The organism is Ruegeria sediminis (assembly GCF_005938215.1).
GTDB classification, from domain to species: Bacteria; Pseudomonadota; Alphaproteobacteria; order Rhodobacterales; family Rhodobacteraceae; genus Ruegeria; species Ruegeria sediminis.
Genome location: NZ_VCPD01000004.1, coordinates 393,574 through 413,988 on the forward strand (window position 1 = coordinate 393,574; position 20,415 = coordinate 413,988).

At 64.1% G+C, this 20,415-nt stretch carries 23 protein-coding genes; 6 read left to right on the forward strand and 17 right to left on the reverse strand.

Annotated features, from left to right (window positions below; genetic code table 11):
- Positions 1-23 precede the first annotated feature (23 nt).
- Genes FGK63_RS13365 through FGK63_RS13405 form a run of 9 tightly spaced genes read right to left on the reverse strand, consistent with a single transcriptional unit; the run spans position 24 to position 4,567 of the window.
- Entirely contained in the window at positions 24-539 is a 516-nt protein-coding gene (locus FGK63_RS13365; protein WP_138843033.1) for a flagellar basal body-associated protein FliL, read from the reverse strand.
- A 9-nt stretch (positions 540-548) separates the two neighbouring features.
- Positions 549-1,274, reverse strand: a complete 726-nt coding sequence (gene flgH, locus FGK63_RS13370) for a flagellar basal body L-ring protein FlgH (protein WP_425471848.1) — start codon at positions 1,272-1,274, stop codon at positions 549-551.
- Positions 1,274-1,690, reverse strand: coding sequence for a flagellar basal body P-ring formation chaperone FlgA (gene flgA / locus FGK63_RS13375; protein ID WP_138843037.1), 417 nt, complete (start codon positions 1,688-1,690; stop codon positions 1,274-1,276). The genes flgH and flgA overlap by 1 nt, the downstream gene beginning before the upstream one ends.
- On the reverse strand, positions 1,690-2,475 hold the full coding sequence (gene flgG, locus FGK63_RS13380; RefSeq protein ID WP_138843039.1) for a flagellar basal-body rod protein FlgG: 786 nt from the start codon (positions 2,473-2,475) through the stop codon (positions 1,690-1,692). The genes flgA and flgG overlap by 1 nt, the downstream gene beginning before the upstream one ends.
- Before the next feature lie 24 nt (positions 2,476-2,499).
- A complete protein-coding gene (locus tag FGK63_RS13385) occupies positions 2,500-3,210 on the reverse strand; it encodes a flagellar hook-basal body complex protein (RefSeq protein WP_138843041.1) in 711 nt (236 codons plus the stop codon).
- Positions 3,210-3,482 (reverse strand): flagellar biosynthetic protein FliQ, encoded by a 273-nt coding sequence (locus FGK63_RS13390; protein WP_138843043.1) that lies wholly within the window; start codon positions 3,480-3,482, stop codon positions 3,210-3,212. Before FGK63_RS13390 ends, FGK63_RS13385 begins: the two co-directional genes overlap by 1 nt.
- Positions 3,483-3,485: 3 nt before the next feature.
- Entirely contained in the window at positions 3,486-3,770 is a 285-nt protein-coding gene (fliE, locus tag FGK63_RS13395) for a flagellar hook-basal body complex protein FliE (RefSeq protein ID WP_138843045.1), read from the reverse strand.
- Between the two features lie 12 nt (positions 3,771-3,782).
- Positions 3,783-4,169 carry a flagellar basal body rod protein FlgC gene (gene flgC, locus FGK63_RS13400; protein WP_138843047.1) on the reverse strand — a complete coding sequence of 129 codons (387 nt, stop codon included), beginning with the start codon at positions 4,167-4,169 and terminating at the stop codon, positions 3,783-3,785.
- A gap of 11 nt (positions 4,170-4,180) precedes the next feature.
- The gene (locus FGK63_RS13405) at positions 4,181-4,567 is read right to left on the reverse strand and encodes a FlgB family protein (RefSeq protein WP_138843049.1); all 387 of its coding nucleotides are present in this window, start codon (positions 4,565-4,567) and stop codon (positions 4,181-4,183) included.
- Positions 4,568-4,654: 87 nt separating this feature from the next.
- Between FGK63_RS13405 and FGK63_RS13410 the strand changes: the two genes are divergently transcribed.
- The 6 genes from FGK63_RS13410 (at position 4,655) to FGK63_RS13435 (ending at position 11,900) form a co-directional block, all read left to right on the forward strand.
- Complete coding sequence (locus FGK63_RS13410) at positions 4,655-5,992, forward strand: FliI/YscN family ATPase (RefSeq protein WP_138843051.1); 1,338 nt, start codon at positions 4,655-4,657, stop codon at positions 5,990-5,992.
- 98 nt (positions 5,993-6,090) lie between these two features.
- Entirely contained in the window at positions 6,091-6,927 is an 837-nt protein-coding gene (locus FGK63_RS13415) for a flagellar motor protein MotB (protein ID WP_138843053.1), read from the forward strand.
- A gap of 97 nt (positions 6,928-7,024) precedes the next feature.
- Positions 7,025-8,320, forward strand: a complete 1,296-nt coding sequence (locus tag FGK63_RS13420; RefSeq protein ID WP_138843055.1) for a flagellar hook protein FlgE — start codon at positions 7,025-7,027, stop codon at positions 8,318-8,320.
- A gap of 29 nt (positions 8,321-8,349) precedes the next feature.
- Positions 8,350-9,795 (forward strand): flagellar hook-associated protein FlgK, encoded by a 1,446-nt coding sequence (gene flgK, locus FGK63_RS13425; protein WP_138843057.1) that lies wholly within the window; start codon positions 8,350-8,352, stop codon positions 9,793-9,795.
- 3 nt (positions 9,796-9,798) lie between these two features.
- Positions 9,799-10,806 (forward strand): flagellin, encoded by a 1,008-nt coding sequence (locus FGK63_RS13430; RefSeq protein WP_138843059.1) that lies wholly within the window; start codon positions 9,799-9,801, stop codon positions 10,804-10,806.
- The gene (locus FGK63_RS13435) at positions 10,803-11,900 is read left to right on the forward strand and encodes a flagellar basal body P-ring protein FlgI (protein WP_138843061.1); all 1,098 of its coding nucleotides are present in this window, start codon (positions 10,803-10,805) and stop codon (positions 11,898-11,900) included. Before FGK63_RS13430 ends, FGK63_RS13435 begins: the two co-directional genes overlap by 4 nt.
- A gap of 136 nt (positions 11,901-12,036) precedes the next feature.
- Here the strand turns inward: FGK63_RS13435 and FGK63_RS13440 are convergent, their stop codons facing one another.
- The 8 genes from FGK63_RS13440 to FGK63_RS13475 all read right to left on the reverse strand — a co-directional run bounded on the left by FGK63_RS13440 (position 12,037) and on the right by FGK63_RS13475 (position 20,313).
- On the reverse strand, positions 12,037-12,681 hold the full coding sequence (locus FGK63_RS13440; protein WP_138843063.1) for a DUF1523 family protein: 645 nt from the start codon (positions 12,679-12,681) through the stop codon (positions 12,037-12,039).
- An 11-nt stretch (positions 12,682-12,692) separates the two neighbouring features.
- Positions 12,693-12,959, reverse strand: coding sequence for a hypothetical protein (locus tag FGK63_RS13445; protein WP_138843065.1), 267 nt, complete (start codon positions 12,957-12,959; stop codon positions 12,693-12,695).
- 1 nt (position 12,960) lies between these two features.
- Positions 12,961-14,298 carry a DUF6638 family protein gene (locus FGK63_RS13450; protein ID WP_138843067.1) on the reverse strand — a complete coding sequence of 446 codons (1,338 nt, stop codon included), beginning with the start codon at positions 14,296-14,298 and terminating at the stop codon, positions 12,961-12,963.
- Positions 14,295-14,630: a hypothetical protein gene (locus FGK63_RS13455; RefSeq protein ID WP_138843069.1), complete on the reverse strand. Its 336-nt coding sequence runs from the start codon at positions 14,628-14,630 to the stop codon at positions 14,295-14,297. Before FGK63_RS13455 ends, FGK63_RS13450 begins: the two co-directional genes overlap by 4 nt.
- A 1-nt stretch (position 14,631) precedes the next feature.
- A complete protein-coding gene (locus tag FGK63_RS13460) occupies positions 14,632-16,563 on the reverse strand; it encodes an AAA family ATPase (RefSeq protein WP_138843071.1) in 1,932 nt (643 codons plus the stop codon).
- Positions 16,564-16,620: 57 nt separating this feature from the next.
- Positions 16,621-17,739, reverse strand: a complete 1,119-nt coding sequence (locus FGK63_RS13465) for a hypothetical protein (RefSeq protein WP_138843072.1) — start codon at positions 17,737-17,739, stop codon at positions 16,621-16,623.
- A 2-nt stretch (positions 17,740-17,741) separates the two neighbouring features.
- Positions 17,742-18,821 (reverse strand): hypothetical protein, encoded by a 1,080-nt coding sequence (locus FGK63_RS13470; RefSeq protein WP_138843074.1) that lies wholly within the window; start codon positions 18,819-18,821, stop codon positions 17,742-17,744.
- A gap of 247 nt (positions 18,822-19,068) precedes the next feature.
- Complete coding sequence (locus FGK63_RS13475; protein ID WP_138843076.1) at positions 19,069-20,313, reverse strand: aminopeptidase P family protein; 1,245 nt, start codon at positions 20,311-20,313, stop codon at positions 19,069-19,071.
- Positions 20,314-20,415 lie beyond the last annotated feature (102 nt).

A 20,415-nucleotide genomic window follows, 5' to 3' on the forward strand; every position in this document is an offset into this window, starting at 1 on the left:
CTTGGCCGCTCAACCGTCGGACGTCAGGCGTCCTGCCGCGCGACGCTCATGATCAGTACCTGGGATATGTCCGGGCCGAGGGCGCGTTGCGCGACGACCAGCAGGGCTTCGCGCAGGCTGGTCAGCCTGTCAGACTGCGTGAAGGCCCCGTCGAAACCGCCCATGTTGGCATGATCAAACAGCACCTGCAGGAATCCGTCGCGCAGCTTGGGCTCGACGGCATAGAACCGTTCGCCCATGCCCGGGCTGGCCTCGAGGCTGAGCGACAGCATCACGAGGGCCGCGATCCGGTCGCGCTCCACCACCGGGATGACGAACTGTTTCGTCAGATTCAGATATTCGAAATCCAGGCCGGCCTCGCCGGTGTGTTTTCGACCGTCCGCACCGGGCGCCCCGTTATCGGGTTGGGCGACCGCCTCCGTGTCTTGCGGCAGGTTTTCCTTGCTCGACGCACCCGAAGGCCCCATCAAAAGTCCGGCGCCGGCGCCGGCCCCCACTCCGCCGATCAGAAAGAGAACCGGAAGCAGCTTCGCGATCATCGCAACCCCTCAGAACGGCAGAACGGCATCGAGGATCTGCTGTCCGTAGCGCGGCTGTTGCACATCCGTGATCTGCCCGCGACCGCCATACGACACGCGCGCCGAGGCGATCTTGTCATAGGTGATCTCGTTCTGGCGAGAGATGTCCTCGGGCCGCACGAATCCCGAAACCAGCAATTCGCGCAGTTCGAAATTCACCCGCAACTCCTGTGAGCCGCTGATCGACAGGACCCCGTTCGGCAGCACGTCCACAACGGTGGCGGCGACCCGAAGCGTCAGCTTCTCCTTGCGTTTCACCGAACCCTTCCCCTTGCTCGAGGTTGCGGAATCGATGGACACCGCATTCGACAAGGATGCGCCCTCGGGCAGGCTTTCGTCAGCCCGCTGAGGCAATCCGAAAAGCTGCGGAATCTCCAGGCTGTCGGATCCGATGCGGGACCGGTTGGTGTCGTTCGAGATCTCGGCCTTCTCGTCGAGTTCGATGACCACGGTCAGAATATCACCCTTCTTCATCGCGCGCTGATCGCCCAATAGCGAGTTCTGCCCACCGCTCCACAGCGATGCGCGGTCGACCGACCGTTGCGGCTGGCTGTAGAGGGGCAGCCCGGGCCAGAGCATCGCCACATGCTCGGGCGATTCGGTATTCGGGGTGAAGCTCGGCGGTTTTCCCAGATGATCGGCCCGCCCGCAGGCCGTGATCGCCAGAAGGGCAACAAAAGCAAGGGAGCGTCGCATCATTTTACCTCGATTCTTCCGTCCGGACGGATCTGTCCGGTGACAGTGGTTCGGGACGCCAGGTTCATGGCCTGGATGATCTCGCCTGCCGAGCCTCGGCCGAGCGCACGTCCTTCGACCGTGATCGACAGCCGGCCATCGGCAAAAACCAGGGTGACGAGGTCGTTCCGGTCCACGATCGCGGGCGGGCCAAAGTCGGAATTCCGGATCGGCCGGCCGGGGTACAGTGCGATGCGCGCCTCCTTGCCAAGAACATCGCCGAGGTCCGGGGCCGTTCCAACGGCTTCGGACGGCTCGACCGCCACGGCGTCGAAGGTGATGATTTCCTTGGCCCGGATGGTTCGAACCGGAACGACCACGTCGGCCACGGCCGGCAGGGCGATGATCGGCAGCAACACTAAGAAAACCCGTCGCATCATCGCACCTGCGTTGTCGCGCCCATCATCTGATCGACGGCGGAAATCACCTTGGCGTTCATTTCGTAACCCCGCTGCGCCTCGATCAGTTCGGTCACCTCGCGCACCGCGTCGACCGAACTGTCCTCCAGATAGCCCTGTCGCAGCGTTCCAAGCCCCTCCCCGCCCGGTGACCCGATGACCGGGGCGCCGGAAGCCTCGGATTCCTTGAAAAGATTGCCGCCGATCGCCTCGAGCCCCTTGGCGTTGGCAAAGCCGGCGAGGGTGAATTCCCCCAGCAACTGCGCCTCGGCGGCATCGTCAAAATAGGCGAACACCTGGCCGGAGGCATTGATCGAAATCGAACGGGCGTCGTTGGGAATGGTGATCTCGGGCGCAACGGGATAGCCGTCGGACGTGACCACCAGGCCTTCGGCGGATCGCTTCAGGCTGCCGTCGCGGGTATAGGCGGATTGCCCGTTGGGCAGCGTCACCTCCAGGTATCCGCGGCCTTCGATGGCCAGATCGAGATCGCTGCCCGTTGCCGACAACGCGCCTTGCGCCAGGTGGACGGAAACGGCGGCGGGCCGAACCCCAAGACCAAGCTGAATGCCGGTCGGCAGAACGGTGCCGTCCGCGGCGTTCACCGTGCCCGCTCGCGCCATCTGCTGATAGTGCAGGTCCGCGAATTCCGCCCGCCGGGCGTTGTAGCCGGTGGTGTTCATGTTCGCGAGGTTGTTCGAGATCGTTTCGACCCGCAGTTGCTGTGCGGTCATGCCGGTGGCGGCGATTTTCAGGGCGCGCATTCTGGACACTCCTCTTGTTTCTGGTCAGCGCATCAGGGCCTTGAGCGCACCGCGGACGCGTTCGTCCTCGGCCTCGAGAAAGCTTTGCCCCAGCTCATAGGCGCGCTGTATCTCGACGAGCCGGGCAACCTGTTCGATGGCGTTCACGTTGGACCCCTCGAGGAAACCTCGCAGGACCTTGGGATTCTCGACCGGTTCGAACCCTCCGTCGGCGCGGAACGTCACGCCGCCCTCGCGGACCAGGCCGGCCGGGTCGGTCGGCGCGTACACCCCGATCTGGCCCAAGGGTTGCCCTCCGGCGCTGAGCGTTCCGTCGCTGCCCGCATCAACCGACACTGCGTCCGGCGGAACAAAGATCGGTGCTCCGTTCACATCCAGAACGCGATAGCCGTCGACCGAAACCAGTTCGCCTTGACCGTTGGAGGCAAAGCTGCCGGCGCGGGTCAGACGATTGCCCGATGGCGTTTCCAGCAGGAAAAACCCCTCGCCCTCGATCGCAAAGTCGAACTGCCCGTTCGTTTGGGTCAGAACCCCGGGCTGCAAAGACGTGTTCCGAACCTGCGCCCGCGCCATGGACAGCGACGGCCCCTGGCCGGCGGCTTGGACATACTCGGAAAACACGAGGCCCTGTTGCCGGTATCCGGCGGTGTTGGCGTTGGCGATGTTGTTGGCCACCATGCGCATTTCGTTCATCAGGCCCGATTGCCGGGACAGCGTGACATAGGCCGAGTCCATCAGTGACCTCCCGAAATCAAGGGTATGAGCGTGGTCGTGAAGAACGTCCCCAGCGTCTGCGTCATGAACCCCATCGAGATCCAGAACACCGCGACGATGGCGACAAGCTTGGGAACGAAGGTCAGCGTCATTTCCTGGATCGACGTCAGCGCTTGGAACAACCCCACGGTCAGGCCGGTGACCAGCGCCACCGACAGGATCGGAACCGACGTGATCACCGCGACCCAAAGTGCCTGGCGCAGGATGTCGTAAAACAGGCCTTCGCTCAGCATGATTCAGACCGGCATCCGCAGGATTTCCTGATAGGCTTCGACCACCTTGTTGCGGACGATCACCGCGGTCTCGACGGCCAGTTCGGTCTGCGCCAGCGCCTGTACCAGCGCGTGCGGATCGGCCTGCCCGACCATTGCCGATTGCGCGATCTGTTCACCCTGCCGCAGCGTCGCGGCAAAGTCGGTGAACGTGGCGCGCAGCCCACTGGCGGCGTGGTCGGGATCGGGCTGCGTGGCGGGCCGGGCCGAGGCATAGCTCTGCGCGGCGTTGAAGGGGCGGATATCCATTCTGGTCGTCCTTTACTTGCGAAGCAGGTCCATCAGGCCTGCCGACATCTGGCGGGTCTGATCGAACATTTTCAGGTTGGCCTCATAACTGCGCTGCGCCTCGCGCGCGTCGGCGATCTCGATCATCAGATCGACGTTCGAGCTCTCGTAATGGCCGGTGTCGTCGGCCATCGGATGACCCGGATCGTGAATCCGGGTCAGCGCGCCTTGGTCTAGGCGGACGCGCCCGGTCGCGACCAGTTCACCCTCGGGGCTTTTGACGGTCTCAAAAGGGACCGACTTGCGGCGATAGCCAGGGGTATCGGCGTTCGAGATGTTCTCGGACACGTGCCGCAAACGCGCCGCCTGGGCGCGCAGGCCGCTGGCCGACGCCGCGAGGGATTGCGAAAAGTCACTCATCGAAACCCCTCTCAGGCCTTGCCCAGACTGGCGCGCAGGACGCCCAGCGACGACCGGTAGATCGCGAGCGCACGGTCGTGCTGACGCTTGACCTCCACCGCCTTCAGCATCTGCTCCTCTAGCGAGACGCTGTTGCCGTTCGGGTCCTGCCGGCTTGCCACCGGGAAGTCGTCCCAGCCCCTCGCGCCTTGCGCTGCCCGGTTCAGGTGCCCTTCCCGGGTCGCGGCCATCTCTGCGCCCAGACTGTCGGAATAGGCCGATCCGAAGCCCGCGATATCGCGGGCGCGGTAGCCGGGCGTATCCGCATTGGCCATGTTCCGCGCGATGACGGCCTGCCGTTGTCCCGCATGTGTTGCCATGGCGTACGCCATCTTGAAGACGTTCAAGTCCGAGAACATCGGGGTTTCTCCCTCGATCCATTTCAATCAAGGCTTAACCCCGATTCCTTTAGAAACCGTTTTCGAGAAACTGATGGAGTCGCCGTCATGCCCGCGCCTGATCCGTCGCTGTTGAAAGCGGAACTTGACAATCTCGGGCTTGCGCGCCCGATCGGTCGCGTCCTCAGCGTGGGCCGCGGCGTCGTCGAAATCGGCGGGCTGGCGGCCGGGGCGCGCGTCGGCGACCGGCTGGAACTGAAACGCCGCTCGGGCGAACCGCTGGCGGGAGAGGTTCTGCACGTCGAGCGCGTCGCGGTCCACATGCTGCCTGATACCGCGCCCGAAGGCGTTTCGCTTGGCGACCGCGCAGCATTGGTGCCGATGCCGGACTTCGCACCGGGGTTGCACTGGCTGGGCCGGGTCGTGGATCCCTTCGGCCGGCCGCTGGACGGCAAACCGCTGCTGCGCGGCGCCGATTCGAGGGACGTCATGCAGCCCCCACCCCGCGCCACCGACCGCAAACCGCTCGGCGAACGCATGCCCACCGGGCTTGCCGTCCTGAACACGCTTCTGCCCATCGTGCGCGGTCAGCGCGTCGGTCTGTTTGCCGGATCGGGCGTCGGTAAATCGTCCCTGATGGCGGCGCTGGCGAATTCGATGCAGGCCGATGCCGTGGTCGTCGCGCTGATTGGCGAACGGGGGCGCGAGGTGACCGAATTCACCGACAGGACGCTGGGACCGGATGGAATGGCGCGGACGGTGGTGGTCGCCGCAACCTCGGATCTGTCGGCCCTGGCCCGCCGGCGCTGCGCCTGGTCGGCCATGGCCGTTGCCGAATTCCTGCGCGAACAGGGGATGAACGTCCTGTTTCTGGCCGACTCGGTGACGCGCTTCGCCGAGGCGCATCGCGAGATTTCGATCGCCATGGGCGAATCGCCGGCGTTGCGCGGTTTTCCTCCGTCGGTCACACCGCTGATCGCCGGCCTCTGCGAACGCGCGGGCCCCGGAACGGCCGGGCAGGGAGACATAACCGCGGTGTTCAGCGTCCTGGTCGCGGGTTCCGACATGGACGAGCCGATCGCGGACATCCTGCGCGGCGTCCTGGACGGGCACATCGTCCTGAGCCGGGAAATCGCCGAGCGCGGGCGTTTCCCGGCGATCGACGTCAGCCGCTCCGTCTCGCGCAGCCTGCCCGACGCCGCCACGCCCGAAGAGAACGGCATGATCGCCGAGGCGCGGCGGCTGGTCGGCGCCTACGAGCGGTCCGAGGTGATGATCAGGGCAGGGCTCTATACCGCCGGAGCGGATCCGCACCTAGATCAGGCGATCCGCGCGCACGATGACCTCGACGCGTTTTTCGGCAAGGCCGACCAGAAGGGCATTGCCAACAGTTTTGCCCGCCTGTCGCTGATCCTGCGGCGCGCCAGGACTGGCCCGGCCTCGTGACGGCCCGGGCCGGAAAACTCCGACAATTTCGCCTGTTATGCATCCCTTAACGTCTGCCCTGCTATCCCGGTTCACGGGTGAAGGAACAGGTGGTGGAGATGGGTGCGCAATCGAATGCGGCGCCGATCATCATCAGGAAGAAGCGCAGCAAGTGTGGCCATGCCCACCACGGCGGCGCGTGGAAGGTCGCATACGCGGATTTCGTCACGGCCCTGATGGCCTTCTTCATGTTGATGTGGCTGCTGAACGCGACGACCGAAAAACAACGCAACGGGCTTGCGGATTACTTTTCGCCGACCATAGCGGTCAACCCGATCTCGGGTGGCGGCGACGGCGCGCTGGGCGGCGACAGCATGTTCTCGGAAAACGCCCTGGTCATGGATGGGACCGGCGCCGCAAACCGCAGCCCGACCGAGGTCAGCCGGGCGCGCGGCGCAACCGGCGTCGATGACAGCGGCGACGACCGGGACGTCGAGGATTTCTCGTCGCTCGAGGCGCAACTTCTGGGACGCAGCGGCGAAAGCATGGTCTCGAAGAAGCTGCTGCAGCATATCGTGACCCGTGTCACCGACGAAGGGCTGGTCGTCGAACTCTTCGCGACCGAAGATTCACTGTTGTTCGAGCCTGATTCGAGCCGCCCGACCCAATTGATGAAGGATCTCGCGCGACTGGTTGCGCGGTCGTCGGATCTGGTGACGAATGGCATCGCGATCGGCGGTCACGTTCACGCGCATCCGGTCGTTCTGGCGGAAAACCCGGTTTGGGATCTGTCGAGCTCGCGCGCAGGCGCGGTGCGTAACCTGTTGGAACTGGGCGGCGTGGAGCCCGCGAGAATTCAGAGGGTTACCGGCCATGCCGACCGGAAACTGGCGCATGAGAACCCGATGGCCGCCCGCAACAACCGGATCGAGGTGATCTTTCTTCGCAAGCCCTGAAGCCGGGCGATCCTGGGCATTTTAGCTGTTAGCACGCTGTTAAGGGGCCGTGCGCTAGCTGTTGCGACAGGGATCGCTGCAACAGAAAGGCGTGCCGATGACCATTTCCTCTTCGCTGAATGCCGGCGTCGCTGCGCTCAAGGCCAATGCCAACCGCCTCGCCTCCATCTCGGACAATATCGCGAACTCGTCCACCTTCGGCTACAAGCGGGTGGAGACGGACTTCCATTCGATGGTCACGTCAAGTCCGGGTGGAAACTACTCCGCAGGCGGCGTGCGCACCACCAGCCAGCGCATGATCGATCAGCGCGGCTCGCTGGTCACCACCAGCAACTCGACGGATCTGGCCGTGCGGGGCCGCGGAATGCTCCCGGTCCGGCCCAGTTCCCAGATCGCCTCCGGCTCGGGCGAGATGCTGCTGGCCACGACCGGATCGTTCCGCACCAACGAACAGGGGTATCTGGTCACCGAATCGGGCCTGGTCCTGCTGGGATGGCCCGCCCAACCGGACGGCGCGATCCCGAACTTCCCGCGCGACACGCCTGCGGGGCTGCAACCGGTGCAAGTCAGCGTCAATCAGCTGTCGGGCTCGCCCACGACCCGGATGACGCTACGGATGAACCTGCCGGCGACGGCCACCGAGGCGGGATCGCCCGGCGACGCACAGCCGCTGTCGGTCGAGTATTTCGACAACCTGGGGAAATCCGAGAATGTCGAGATCGAACTCACACCGAACGTTCCCGCCACCGGGGTCAGCAACGAATGGCGGCTGGTTCTGCGCGATACCGCATCCGGCGGCGCCGTGATCGGGGAATATGATCTCAGGTTCGACGACAGCCGGACCACAGGCGGCACGCTTGCGGGCGTCACACCCGTTTCGGGCGGTGCATACGATCCTGCCACCGGCAGTTTCCTTGTCAACGTCGCGGGTGGGCCGCTGGAAATCAACATCGGCCAACTCGGGGATTCGAACGGCATCACCCAGCTGTCCGACACCTTCGCTCCTGTCTCGATCACCCGGGACGGTTCGGCGGTCGGCACCATGACCGGCGTCAAGGTGGACGACAACGGGTATGTCTACGCGTCCTATGACAGCGGGATCACTCGCCGCATGTTCCAGGTGCCCCTGGTGGACATTCCCAATCCAAACGGTCTGACCGCCCTGGACAGCCAGACCTACGCGCCTTCGCGCGAAAGCGGCACCTTCTTCCTGTGGGATGCCGGGGACGGGCCGACCGGCGATCTCGTCTCCTTCGCGCGCGAGGAGTCGACGACGGATGTCGCAACCGAACTGACCGCCATGATCCAGACTCAACGCGCTTATTCCTCCAGCGCCAAGGTCATCCAGACCGTGGACGAAATGCTGCAGGAGACCACCAACATCAAACGCTGACCTGACCGACCGGCGAAAGGAGTCCTCCGATGACCATGTCCACCGCCTTTCAGAACGCGCTCGGCGGGCTGGCCGCGGCAAGCCGCGGCGCGGCGGTCGTCTCCGACAACATCGCGAACGCTCTGACACCGGGATATGCCCGGCGATCGCTGGAACTGGCATCCGGTTCCGGCCCCGGCGTCCGGATCGTCGGCATCAGCCGTCATGCTGACCCGGTGCTGACGGCCAACCGGCGGAACGCCGAGGCGATACATTCCAATGCAGACACTGTCGCGGGGTTTTTCCGCGGATTGGAGAAACTGGTCGGAACGCCGGATGATCCGCATTCCCTCTCGGGCCACTTGGTAAACTTCGAGAACAGTCTGATCGCCGCCGCCAGCCGGCCCGATGCGGCCACGCGCCTCGATCAGGTCGTGACCGAGGCCAAGGCCCTGACCGGCGCGATCAACAACGCCGCCGAAGGTCTGCGCAAGATGCGGTCGGACGCAGACCGAAAGATCGGCCAACAGGTCCAAAGATTGAACACGACGCTTTCGGACATCGCAGGTCTGAACACCCGCATCCAGACCGCCAGGAACTCCGACCAGGATGTCGCCTCCATGCTGGATCAGCGCCAGTTGCTGGTCGATGCAATCAACGAATTGATCCCCGTCAATGTCGTCGCGCGAGAGAATGACCGCATCTCCCTCTATGCCGAGGGCGGTCTCATCCTGCTGGAAGGCCGGGCGGCACATTTCACCTTTGCGACGACCGGCGAGACCATGCCGCATATGACCGCCGCGAACGGGCTGCTTTCGGGATTGGAACTTAACGGCCAACCGGTGCGAACGGATGGCGACAAATCCGGCATAAGGGGCGGAAACCTGGCCGCTTTGTTCGAGATCCGCGACACTCTTTCGGTCGAAGCGCAAATGGACCTCGACGTGCTGGCGCGCGACCTGATCGAACGGTTCGAGACACCGGGTCTGGATCCGACCGCGGGTCCGACAGCTCCGGGGCTGTTCACCGATGGCGGTTCGAGGTCAGACCCGACCGCCAATCCCGGCCTCGCCGCAAGGATCGGGGTCAACACGCTTGTCGATCCGGGCGCTGGCGGCAGCAGTTGGAAACTGCGCACCGGTCTCGGCGCGACATTGCCCGGCGATCCGGGGGACGCCCGGCAGCTTCAGGCTTTCAGCAATGTCCTGAGCGACACCCGCGCCGTGACAACGAACTGGGCCGGGACGAGAAACATGTCGGCGTCAGAAGTTGGCGCGGCGCTGTCGTCCAAGATCGGCCAGAACGCACACACCGCCGAAGGGCGTCTGATCTTCACGGCCGCAACCCGGTCCGAGATGGCGCGCATCGAGGCGGAACAGGGCGTGGACACCGACGCCGAATTGCAGCGGATGATGCGGATCGAACAAGCCTACGCCGCGAACGCGCGCATCATCCAGACCCTCGACGACCTTATGGAAACCCTTCTGAGGCTTTGATCCATGACACTGACTTCGATTGGCGATCTGGCCAGGGGGCTCGCCTTCCGGCACCGCACAACCCAGATCAAGACCCAGATCGACACCCTGTCTCAGGAACTGGCCACCGGTAGGGTCGCAAACGTGGCGGAACGGCTGCGCGGTGACTACTCGCAACTGGCCGATATCGACCGCAACATTGCCCGACTCGGCACGCTGTCCGTTTCCACTTTCGAGGCGCGCCTGTTTGCCGACGCCATGCAGACCTCTCTGGCGGCATTCGAAACCTCGCTGTCCGACCTGTCATCCGGGCTGCTTTCGCTGGACCAAAGCGACCAGGCACCGACACATGAACGGGCCAGCGATCTGGCGCGCACCCAATTGGACGCGATCATGGCGGCCCTGAACGCCCGCGCCGGCGGACGCAGCCTGTTTTCCGGAACCGCGACCGACAAAACGCCCCTCGCGCCACCGGAAACACTGCTGACCGCTCTGAAGGCCGAGCTTGCCGGCGCCACGACCGCAGCGGAGATCCAGCAGGCCGCCAAGCGATGGTTCGACGATCCGGCCGGTTTCCAGGTTGCCATCTACCAGGGCGCAACCAATGCGCTCGCACCGATGCAGATATCGGAGTCCGAACGTATCGAACTCCCGATCAAGGCGGATGACCACCTGTTCCGGGATGCCCTGCGCCATGCGGCCGTGGCCGCCCTCGCCGCGGACCCATCCTTGGCCCTCGCGCCCGATCAGCGGACGGCGCTTCTCCGGGATGCTGGCGCTCAGCTTGTCACGTCAACGCTCGAAACCGTCGCCTTGCGCGCGCAGGTCGGGGGGGCGGAGGCGCGGGCGGACCGGGCCGCAACCACACACGCCGCCGCGCGCACCAGCCTGGAGCATGCCAGATCGGAACTGATCGGCGCGGACCCTTACGAAACCGCCACCCGGTTGCAAAACGTGCAGTTTCAGCTGGAAAGCCTCTATTCCGTAATCGTTCGCAACGCGAACCTGTCGCTGGCGAATTTCCTCAGATGAGACTCCTGGCCCTGATCTTCGCCGTATTCTTTCCCGTTTGTGCTCCGGCCGGTGCCATTCGTCTCAAGGACCTGGTCGATTTCGACGGTGTGCGTGGCAACGACCTGATCGGATACGGTCTCGTGGTCGGTCTGAACGGGACCGGTGACGGTTTGCGGAACGCGCCCTTCACCGAAGAGATCATGTCGAACATCCTTGAACGGCTCGGGGTCAACGTGACCGGCGAGGAATTCCGCCCAAAGAACGTGGCCGCCGTCTTCGTCACCGCCAGCCTGCCGCCCTTTGCGCGCGTCGGCAGCCAGATCGACGTCACCGTCTCGGCCATCGGGGACTCCAAGAGCCTGTTGGGCGGCACGTTGATCATGACGCCGCTCAACGCGGCGGATGGGCAGATCTATGCGGTGGCGCAGGGAACCGTTCTGGCCGGCGGCGCGGTGGCCGAGGGAGAGGCCGCCTCGGTCGTGCGCGGGGTTCCCACCGCCGGCGTGATCCCTGCCGGAGCCAGGATCGAGCGGGAGATCGATTTCGAACTCGGCTCGCTGACACAGCTGCGCCTGGCCCTGCGCGAGCCCGACTTCACCACCGCCAGCCGGATCGAAGCCGCGGTCAACCGGGAGTTCGACCGCCCGGTCGCGCTGATGCGGGATTCCGGCACCGTCGAGTTGAACATCGCAGCGACGCAGGCCTTCTCGACGGCCCATGCCATCAGCCGCATCGAAAACACTCTCGTCGAACCCGAACGCAAGGCGCGGGTCGTGGTCGACCAGCGGTCCGGCACCATCGTCATGGGCGATGACGTGCAGATATCGCGGGTCGCGGTTTCCCAGGGAAACCTGACTTTGCGCGTCGAGGAAGCGCCCATCGCCGTCCAGCCCAACCCGTTCGCGCAGGGCCAGACCGTCGTGGTGCCCAGGACTATCGCCGGCATCGAAGAGGAGGAAGGCACCGGGCTGGCCGAGGTGCCCGACAGCACCACGCTCTCCGAAGTCGTGGCCGGCCTCAACGCGCTCGGCGTGTCCCCGCGCGACATGATCGACATCCTCAAGACGATCAAGGCGGCCGGCGCCCTGCATGCGGAATTCGTGGTTCGTTGACAGTGCAAACACGGCCGAGCCGGCACTTGCAATTCCCCGCCACACCTCCGCCGCCGCGAACCGACCCCGCCGAACCCGATCGGTGCATCGCGGCAGAGCGGTCAACGCCCGGTCGGGCGACGCGCCAACGCCTGGACTATTTGCTTTTCCAACTGTCCAGCCACCGGCGCAGGCGCCCTCGGCGCTCTTCGATGGCATCGCCGGCCGCGTAATAGCTATCCTCGACGCTCTCCAGCATGGGATCGATCCGCGCTTCGCGGAACCGGCGCCAGCGCACCCAGACGGCCCAGAGCAGCGCGAAAAAGACGGTCAGGAAAACGATGTTGAACCAGGGAATGATACGCGCATCCGGTCCGTCGACCGGCTTGATCGACACCGCGTTGGGAAAGACCGAAAGGAATTCGTTCCGCCAGCCGTAATGCGTGACCGCCACCCATTCCGGATCGTCCTTGGTCGAAATCGCGTCATTGGCCTCGGTATAGAGATTGGCGGTGTCGAACTTGAAATAGAACGGCCAGCCCCAGCCGGTATCCTCGTTGCGGTAGACCACCACCCGACCGCTGGGCCGGACAGCCTGTATGAACTGCACGTCCCGGTTGGTCAGGTTTGCGGATTGATCGTCGGGCGACGCCCAGAACATGCGGGTCCAGTCGTTCAGTTCCTGCCGCTCCTCGTAGGTATTGACGATCCGCACCACGTCATGCTGCGGCAAGGCGTAGTGCAGGATCGCAGCCACGCTGCCCCAGAAAATCAGGATGATCGCCCATTTGACATAGACCATGCGTCAGGTCCTCACATGTAGTTCACGACATAAATCAGGGTCAGGATCGCGACCCAGGGCACGATGTAGACCCCAAGGATCAGTTTGCGGCGGAACGAGTTGTCATAGACCTTCAGCCCGCGCGCGATGAAGGCGTCCCTGTCTCCGACCATCTTCTTCCTGTCCCAATGCGCTTCCAGCTTGGCGCGCCGGACGCTGCGGGAATAGAGCGACAGACCGACATAGGCAATCGTCTGCAGAACCAGAAGGACCAGAAACAGCCGCAACGCTCCAAACATGTCAGCCCCTTCTCACCGCGCCCCAGGGGCCGACGCGGCGGATCATCGCCTCGCTCGCCCGATCTTCGCCGCTCATGTCCGGCTCGTGGCCAAAGAGTGCGGCGCGCGCGCCCGCCTTGTCCACCTGATATTCCCGCGCAAGGAAGTCCGCCACATAGGCGCGCTTCGCTTCGGGCCAGGTGGCATAGGTGCGATAGAACAGTTCCTTGTGGCAGATGAACAGCTGCCGCGGGTCCAGCGGCGCCAGTTCCGCCAGCAGCATGTTGACCAGATCCCGGTTCGGCGTGTCGGCGGCGCGCAGCGTGTAGAAGAAGGCCGGATGATCCGAGGTGATCCGCGGCCACGGCCCTTCGCCCGCCGCCCAGCGCAGCATTTCGGCCAGCCCGTGATAGGCCGCAGGCAGCCGGTCGGCGTGGTTGCGCGCCAGCCGCCGCATGTCGGTCCGGTCCAGCCCGGTCAGATCGATGCCGGCAGCGGCCGCCGTGTCGATGGTGATGAAATCCATCTTTTGCTGCAGCACCGCCGCGGCATCCACCCCGCGCGCCTTGACGATGGGTTCGACAAGTTCGTTCAGGTCGAAGAACTTGGCGATGCGGTTCCGCTCGGACAGGTCAAAGACGAAACGCACCGGCAGGCCCTCGGGCTTGCCGCGGGCGCAGATCACCGCCGGGTGATCCAGGTCGGGAAACAGGTAGAGCCCGCCGAAATGCGCCGTCCAGAAATTGCGCTGCTCGAATTCCGTATGGCGCAGCCGCACCGGGTTGCGGGTAACGTCGCCGGTCTGTTTCGCGGTGTCGATCATCCGCGCGATCAGCACGTCGTCGAACCAGGCGTCCTCCTCGGTCATGAACCGCTCGACCATGCCTGCCAATTGTTCGGCCTTGCGCAGGGTCCCGCCCACCGTATCCGCCTCGATCTCGATCTTGCGCAGGTTCAAGAGATCCCGGGGCGAACTGAGCTTGATGACCGAGTTCACCAGCTCTCCGGCCACCGCGTCTGTGGCGGTCAGGGCGAACAGCTGCGCCTCGTTCATCTCGATGAATTCCCGCAGAATGTCGCGCGAGGTCGAGAACTTGACGTTCAGCAGGGGGCTGCGTTTCTGCTCGGTGGTCAGCAGGATGAACTGCCGGTTGACCCCGTTGGGGTTGAGATACAGGTCATCGCCCAGTTCGTCGCCAATCTCGGGGGAGTAGCCCGAAATGTCGATGTGGAAATCGGTCAGTGCCGTGGACTTGCCCGACAGATGCTGCAGCGCGCGGTTGTAGCGCTCGACCAAGGCCGGGCTGGAGATATGGACGAGGTTGCCGAACATCAGGCCCTTTTCGATGAGGTGGATCATGACGACCACCTGCGCGAAGTCTGCAGATCAATGCCCTTCACAACGCCAACCCAATAGGGTGCCGACAGAATCACGGCTCCGAGCATAAGGACGGCGGAATCCAGCCTGTCGCCCAATTCCTTCAGTCCGGGGATGGCCGAAACCAGGACAAGTATCGCACAGGCGTAAACCGCCACCGAAGCCAACACGCTGAGAGTCCACCAGAAAAAAAACCTGATCCACATGAACGCGCCCAGCGGAACCGGCAAGCTCCTCTTGATGGCCCAGACCACGAACCGGATGCCGGCATATGCAGCCAGAACACAAGCAGCGATATAGGTCAGGCTCAGCAAGCTATTTCCCCTCCAGATACCGCCGCTTGGCCTCTTCCATCCGTCCCATCTCGCGTACGGCGTTCTCGATGGCGACTTCATCGCTCTTGTCAGCATAGCGGAACTCGCTGTCGGCGTAGCGGTTGATCTCCTGGATCACCATCTCCACCGTGATCGGCTGGCGCAGATCCCGGATCATCGCCGTCTTGGTGTCGTAGTCGCGGAACAGGAACAGATCGGGGTTTTCCATCCATTCGTCGGGCAATTCGAAATCCATCGCGCGGACCTTGACCGCATCGGTGATGTTCTTGATCGCGCGCCCGGTGAACCTCTCGTCCGCCTGCTGTATCGCCTTGAGATAGGTGCCCAGCTTGGCGATCGTGTCCAAGGGCCCGATCTGCCCTTCGACCCTTTCATAGACCCGCAACAGCGCCTCCTCATGCGGGCGCGAGTGGCTTTCGAAACTGGCGGCGACGGCCCGCTTGATCTCCTGCGCGGCATATAGGTCGTGGCTGCCCAGCGGGATGTCGTGGTTGCGGCCCATCAGCAGGTGCAGGATGTCGATGTAATCCTCGCGCGTCTGCGGCCCGTCCACCAGGAACCGCGCCCCCGCCCGCTGGCGCAGCGCGTCATCCACGTTTTCGGGATAGTTCGAGAACATGCCGAAGGTGCAGTTGCCCCGCACGACCGTGTTGGCGCCGGCAAAGCTCTCCATCAGCACGGCGGTGATCTCCAGCTGCCCGGCGCTGGACTGACGGTCGCCTCGCTTGCCCGCCAGCTGGTCGATATCGTCGATGGTGCCGAATCCGATCACCGCAGGGTCGATGATCGTGTTGATGAAGGCCTTGGCGTTCTGCCCCGACTTGCCCTGATAACTGTCGATGTTGTCGGTGCTCAGGTTCTGGTAGCGGAACGGATAGCCCGCGTTCCGGCAATAGTCATGGATCAGCCCCGCCATCATCTGGATCAGGGTGGTCTTGCCGGTGCCCGGCTTGCCGTCACCCATGAAGGTGAAGATGAACCCGCCAAGCTCGGCAAAGGGGTTCAGCCGGCGGTCGAAGTCATAGGCCATCAGCATCTTGGCCAGTTTCATCGCCTGATACTTGGCGATATGGTTGCCGACCACCTCCTCGGGCTTCTTGAACGTCATCGTCAGCGTGGTCGATTTCGCCTTGGCCGCGGGCTCAAAACCGCGAATGGTCAGATCGTCCGCCTCGACATGCCAGGCCGCGGCATTGAAGGGCGCAAGATGCCCGGCCGTCTGCGCCCGCAGGGCGACCTTTTCCATCAACTGCTCGGCAAAGCCCGAAGCCGCCGCGACAAGATGCGCGTCATCCTCGGCATGCCGGGCGATCACCTGGTCCAGTGCCCAAAGGGCGCCATGCAGCGCCAGTTGCCCGTTGTCGGTCAGCACCTCTTCGACCTCGCCGGTCTCGACCGTGGTCTCGCCAAGATGCGATGACAACAGATAGGCCAGCGCATTTCCGAACACATGCGACGTGATCAGCGCCTCGGCGGTCAGCAGGTCGGCAAACTCGGTCTTGCGCGCCGGCGGCAGGTCGCCGGCCAGGTTCGCCCGTTTCAGATCCGCCAGCGGGGTGCGTTCCGCATAAGCCTCGGCCACGGACAGGGCGATGGCGATGGCGCGGCGAATGGCCTGCTGCACGGTCGCCTGCGTGGGCGAGGTCAGCGCGTCGCCGCCATCCGCACCTTCGATCCTCTCGATCAGGTGGACGCCGTGCGGCTGAACCGTCCTGCGCGTCGCCAGTCCAGGGGTCGTCGACCGGAACCGGCGCGCGGATGAAACGCCCGGCGAGCGTTCCACGGCCGCAGCCTCGGCCGGTTTCGCGATCCGCGGCGCGTACTCGAACCCTGTCAGCAAGGCCGTCGCCGCCGGGTAATGCTTGCGGATGTCCGCCTCGCGCAGCTCCATCCGATCCGATGTCAGGCTCATGTCAAAACCGCCCCTGTCTTCATCTTTTCAAAAATACTCCCGCCGGAGGCATGAAACCTAATAGCGCAGCACCTGCCCCGTCGCGCCGACCACGAACTTGCGCACATCGGCAAAGCCGGGCGGGTTGCGCTCGGCCAGCACCTGGAACGGCCGCTGCGGCAGGATGATCGACCGCTGCGTCCTGGTGGCGCCGGTTTCGGCCCCGCGCCCGCCGAACGGGTCCAGCGCGAACACCTCGCGCTCGACGGTCGAGAACCATCCCGCCCGTTCTTCGGTCACGCTTTCGCTTTCCAGCTCCTCGGTGGTCCAGGCCAGCGCCCAGTCCTGCCCCTCGGGCGACTGGGCATCCTCCAGAACCCGCCGCAGCGGCCCCGATTGTTCGGTATAGGCCGAGGAATACATCGGCCCCACATGGATCCGGCGCAGGTGCTTGGGGTGCAGGTCGTCGAAATCCTCGTCGAACCCCTTGGCGATGGTCACCAGCTTCAGCCCGCCCAGGGATTGCGCCATCAGATGCGCCTGCACCTCGGGCCAGCGGCGCTGATCCTTGGGCAAGGCCACCTTGCCGGTATCCTCGAGCTGCATCAGGTAGATCACCGGCAGGTTGATCTGGCTGTCATAGACCGCCCAATGCACCAGGAACCGCCGCCGCTCGCCGTCGTTGCCGATCCAGAGGCATTCCGGATCATTGCGCACCCAGAACAGCTCGCCCCTGAGGATTTCCTCGTAATAGAGCCTTTGCGACAGCGCGAATTGCAGCTTCGTCGGAATCTCGTGCCTGCCGATGATGGTGCGCACCATGTCGGTCTTCAGCTCATTCTCGGCGGGCATGTTCTCAAGATGCACCCGCGCCTGCTGCGCGTCGTTGGCCATGGTCAGCAGCTCGGCCGCCACCGGAAATCCGCTGTCGCGCTTGTCCATCGCGAGACTGCCGAAGAACCGCCCGGTATCGCGCCCGACCAGCAGGTATTTCATCGACAGCGCCCGGAAGGTGTAGAGCAGCCCCGACAGGTAGCGCGACACGATCCGCACCTCCTGCTTCGAGATCTCCCCCTCGGCCTCCATCGCCGCGGCCACGCGCAACAGATGCACGGTGATCACCTCGAACTTGCGGAAATACCGGCGCGAGGCGAATGTGTCGGTCAGGCCGACATGGTCCTGGGCGGGGTCGCTCACCCTCACCCCCCATACAAATTCTTGTCGTGCTTCTCGACGATCGCCGCGAACCTCCGGGCGAAACGCTCATCCGCCTTGGCCTTCTTCTCCAGCACTTCGCGGGCGAACACCATGTGGCCCTCATGCGCCTCCAGCATGTCGGCCATCTTCTGGTTGGTGGCGGTGCCGATGGCGGCCATGGCGGTCTGCGCCTCCTGGTCGGTCTGCACGCCGATCTCGTTGATGCGGTGGGCCACGTCCTGCTGCTGCGCCGTCTTCAGCGACTTGGTCAGCGCGTCGTACAGCACCACCCGCTGTTGCGTATCCGTCTGCAGCTTGTTGATCAGAACCATCTGCGTCGCCGCCTGGTTCTGCAGCGAATCCACCCAGCTCTTGCCCTTCTCGATGTAACGTTCCAACGTCTGCGACTTGGCAAGCTTGACCTGCTCGTCCTGCACCTTGGCGTTGTACTCGGTGTTCAACTCCGCCAGTTGCGTCTCCAGCTTGGTCCGGGCGGCGGCGTCCTGTTCGACGCTGATTTTGTTCTCCAACTCGATGATCTTCGGGTCCATCGCCAGAATCTCGGCCCGCACCGTCTCCAGCGCCGCCACCGTCGCCTCGCGGTCGTCCAGCGTCGCCGACAGGTTGGTCTCGACCTTTCCGCGCTGCTCTTCCAGCACCGCCAGCTGCCCCTGCAGCAGCTTCACGATCACGTCCGACTTTGCGATCAGATCCTGCAGCTTGTCGTCGATATTGGCCGAGCGCATCCGCTCCTGCCGCATCGACTCGGACTTGCCCTTGGAAAAGACGCCGACAAAGCTTTCCCACCCGGTTTTCGACCGCATCTCGTCGAAATCCTTGGAAAACGCGCTGGTCACATCGTCGAGCCCCATGATCAGCTCGGCGATATTGGCGTTCATCACCTCGGTATGGGCATGAACATCCTCCAGCGTGGCATTCTCGATGTCGATATCCGCCTCGCCGGCATCGATCTTGGCGCGCGCGGCCTCGATCCGGCTGGTCAGGCCCTCGATCTGGGCCCGACTTTCGCGCACCCTTTGCTGAGTTTCCTCGATCAAGGCGTCAAATTGCTGGTTCGACATCCCGAAGCATCCTTTTGTCGTTATATCTCTGTAAGATAGGGAATGTTACAAGCGTTTACATCCCCCGCCCTGTCAATTTCCAAGAGAACACTGGCAAACCGACGACAAAAAGAAAAGGGACTTGGATAGCGCCGGATGGTCCCGACAGACCCGCCAAAGGCAAAGGGCCGTCCGGTATCGGGCGGCCCCGCTTCATCTTTTCTGAAAATACTCCCGCCGGAGGCATGGCCCATAAGGGCCATTCTCCTCAGCCGACGACGTTGAACTCCGGCCCGTAGGGATAGCCGGTGATGTTCTCGTTGCCATCCTCGGTGATGATCAGGATGTCATGCTCGCGGTAGCCGCCGGCGCCGGGTTGGCCATCGGCGATGGTCAGCATCGGCTCCATCGAGATCACCATGCCCGGCTCCAGCACCGTGTCGATGTCCTCGCGCAGTTCCAGTCCCGCCTCGCGGCCGTAGTAATGCGACAGCACGCCGAAGGAATGGCCGTAGCCGAAGCTGCGGTACTGCAGCAGGTCGCGCTCGGCGAAGAACTGGTTGATCTGGTGGGTAACTTCGGCGCAGCTCGCGCCGGGTTTCAACAGCGAAATCCCCAGCTCGTGCGCGCCGATATTCGCCTCCCAGATCTTCAGGCTGGCCCCGTCGACCTCGCCCACGAACATGGTCCGCTCCAGCGCCGTGTAATAGCCGGAGATCATCGGGAACGTGTTGAGCGACAGGATATCGCCCCGCTGCAGCACCCGACCCGTCACCGGGTTGTGCGCGCCATCGGTGTTGATGCCCGACTGGAACCAGACCCAGGTGTCGCGGTACTCGGCTTCCGGGAACCGCTTGGCGATTTCCAGCTCCATCGCGTCGCGGCCGGCCATGGCCACGTCGATCTCGCGCACGCCTTCCTTGACCGCGTCGCGGATCGCATAGCCGCCGACATCGGCGACGGCGGCGCCGGCGCGGATCATCTCAAGCTCCGCCGCGCTCTTGTGCATCCGCTGCCGCATGGTCGCCTCGTAAAGGTCGACCGCCTTCGACGGCTTCAGGAACGCGTCCAGCTTGCCCTTCTGCAGCAGGCTCAGATGGTCGCTTTCATAGCCGATCGCCTTGCCCGCGCCAGTGACCGACAGGATCGCCCGCCAGAAGTTGTCGCGCTGCCAGTCGGTATAGGTGATGTTGTCGCCGTAGCAGCGCCGCCAGGGCTGCCCGGCATCGATGCCGGCCGAGATCGTCACGCAGTCCGACGCCGTCACCACCAGCCCGTAGGGCCGCCCGAACGAGCAATAGGTGAAGCCGGAATAATACGAGATGTTGTGCATCGAGGTGAAGACGGCGGCCTCGACGCCCAGATCGATCAGGATCTTGCGCAGCTTGGCGACGCGGGCCTCGTACTCAGCCTCCGCGAATTGCAGCGGCGCCTTTTCGCCATTGTGGAACCGGTAGAAATCGGGACGCGCGGTGGCGGCATTGAAGTTCTGGTAGTTGGGAACAACAGTCATAGTGACCCTCCTTGAAAAGAAAGGTCCCGGCGTTCAGGACGGGGGATTGGGCACATGCATCCCGCATGAGGCGACGCCATCGCCAGAGCCCGCGCAATTTGT

Coding starts and splice junctions, on each gene's coding strand:
- fliE (WP_138843045.1), bottom strand. CDS start 3,770: ATGGATATCCGCCCCTTCAACGCCGCGCAGAGCTATGCCTCGGCCCGG.
- FGK63_RS13365 (WP_138843033.1), bottom strand. CDS start 539: ATGATCGCGAAGCTGCTTCCGGTTCTCTTTCTGATCGGCGGAGTGGGG.
- FGK63_RS13430 (WP_138843059.1), top strand. CDS start 9,799: ATGACACTGACTTCGATTGGCGATCTGGCCAGGGGGCTCGCCTTCCGG.
- flgH (WP_425471848.1), bottom strand. CDS start 1,274: ATGCGACGCTCCCTTGCTTTTGTTGCCCTTCTGGCGATCACGGCCTGC.
- FGK63_RS13475 (WP_138843076.1), bottom strand. CDS start 20,313: ATGACTGTTGTTCCCAACTACCAGAACTTCAATGCCGCCACCGCGCGT.
- FGK63_RS13435 (WP_138843061.1), top strand. CDS start 10,803: ATGAGACTCCTGGCCCTGATCTTCGCCGTATTCTTTCCCGTTTGTGCT.
- flgC (WP_138843047.1), bottom strand. CDS start 4,169: ATGAGTGACTTTTCGCAATCCCTCGCGGCGTCGGCCAGCGGCCTGCGC.
- FGK63_RS13445 (WP_138843065.1), bottom strand. CDS start 12,959: ATGTTTGGAGCGTTGCGGCTGTTTCTGGTCCTTCTGGTTCTGCAGACG.
- flgG (WP_138843039.1), bottom strand. CDS start 2,475: ATGCGCGCCCTGAAAATCGCCGCCACCGGCATGACCGCACAGCAACTG.
- FGK63_RS13450 (WP_138843067.1), bottom strand. CDS start 14,298: ATGATCCACCTCATCGAAAAGGGCCTGATGTTCGGCAACCTCGTCCAT.
- flgK (WP_138843057.1), top strand. CDS start 8,350: ATGACCATGTCCACCGCCTTTCAGAACGCGCTCGGCGGGCTGGCCGCG.
- flgA (WP_138843037.1), bottom strand. CDS start 1,690: ATGCGACGGGTTTTCTTAGTGTTGCTGCCGATCATCGCCCTGCCGGCC.
- FGK63_RS13390 (WP_138843043.1), bottom strand. CDS start 3,482: ATGCTGAGCGAAGGCCTGTTTTACGACATCCTGCGCCAGGCACTTTGG.
- FGK63_RS13405 (WP_138843049.1), bottom strand. CDS start 4,567: ATGTTCTCGGACTTGAACGTCTTCAAGATGGCGTACGCCATGGCAACA.
- FGK63_RS13440 (WP_138843063.1), bottom strand. CDS start 12,681: ATGGTCTATGTCAAATGGGCGATCATCCTGATTTTCTGGGGCAGCGTG.
- FGK63_RS13470 (WP_138843074.1), bottom strand. CDS start 18,821: ATGTCGAACCAGCAATTTGACGCCTTGATCGAGGAAACTCAGCAAAGG.
- FGK63_RS13415 (WP_138843053.1), top strand. CDS start 6,091: ATGGGTGCGCAATCGAATGCGGCGCCGATCATCATCAGGAAGAAGCGC.
- FGK63_RS13385 (WP_138843041.1), bottom strand. CDS start 3,210: ATGGACTCGGCCTATGTCACGCTGTCCCGGCAATCGGGCCTGATGAAC.
- FGK63_RS13410 (WP_138843051.1), top strand. CDS start 4,655: ATGCCCGCGCCTGATCCGTCGCTGTTGAAAGCGGAACTTGACAATCTC.
- FGK63_RS13460 (WP_138843071.1), bottom strand. CDS start 16,563: ATGAGCCTGACATCGGATCGGATGGAGCTGCGCGAGGCGGACATCCGC.
- FGK63_RS13420 (WP_138843055.1), top strand. CDS start 7,025: ATGACCATTTCCTCTTCGCTGAATGCCGGCGTCGCTGCGCTCAAGGCC.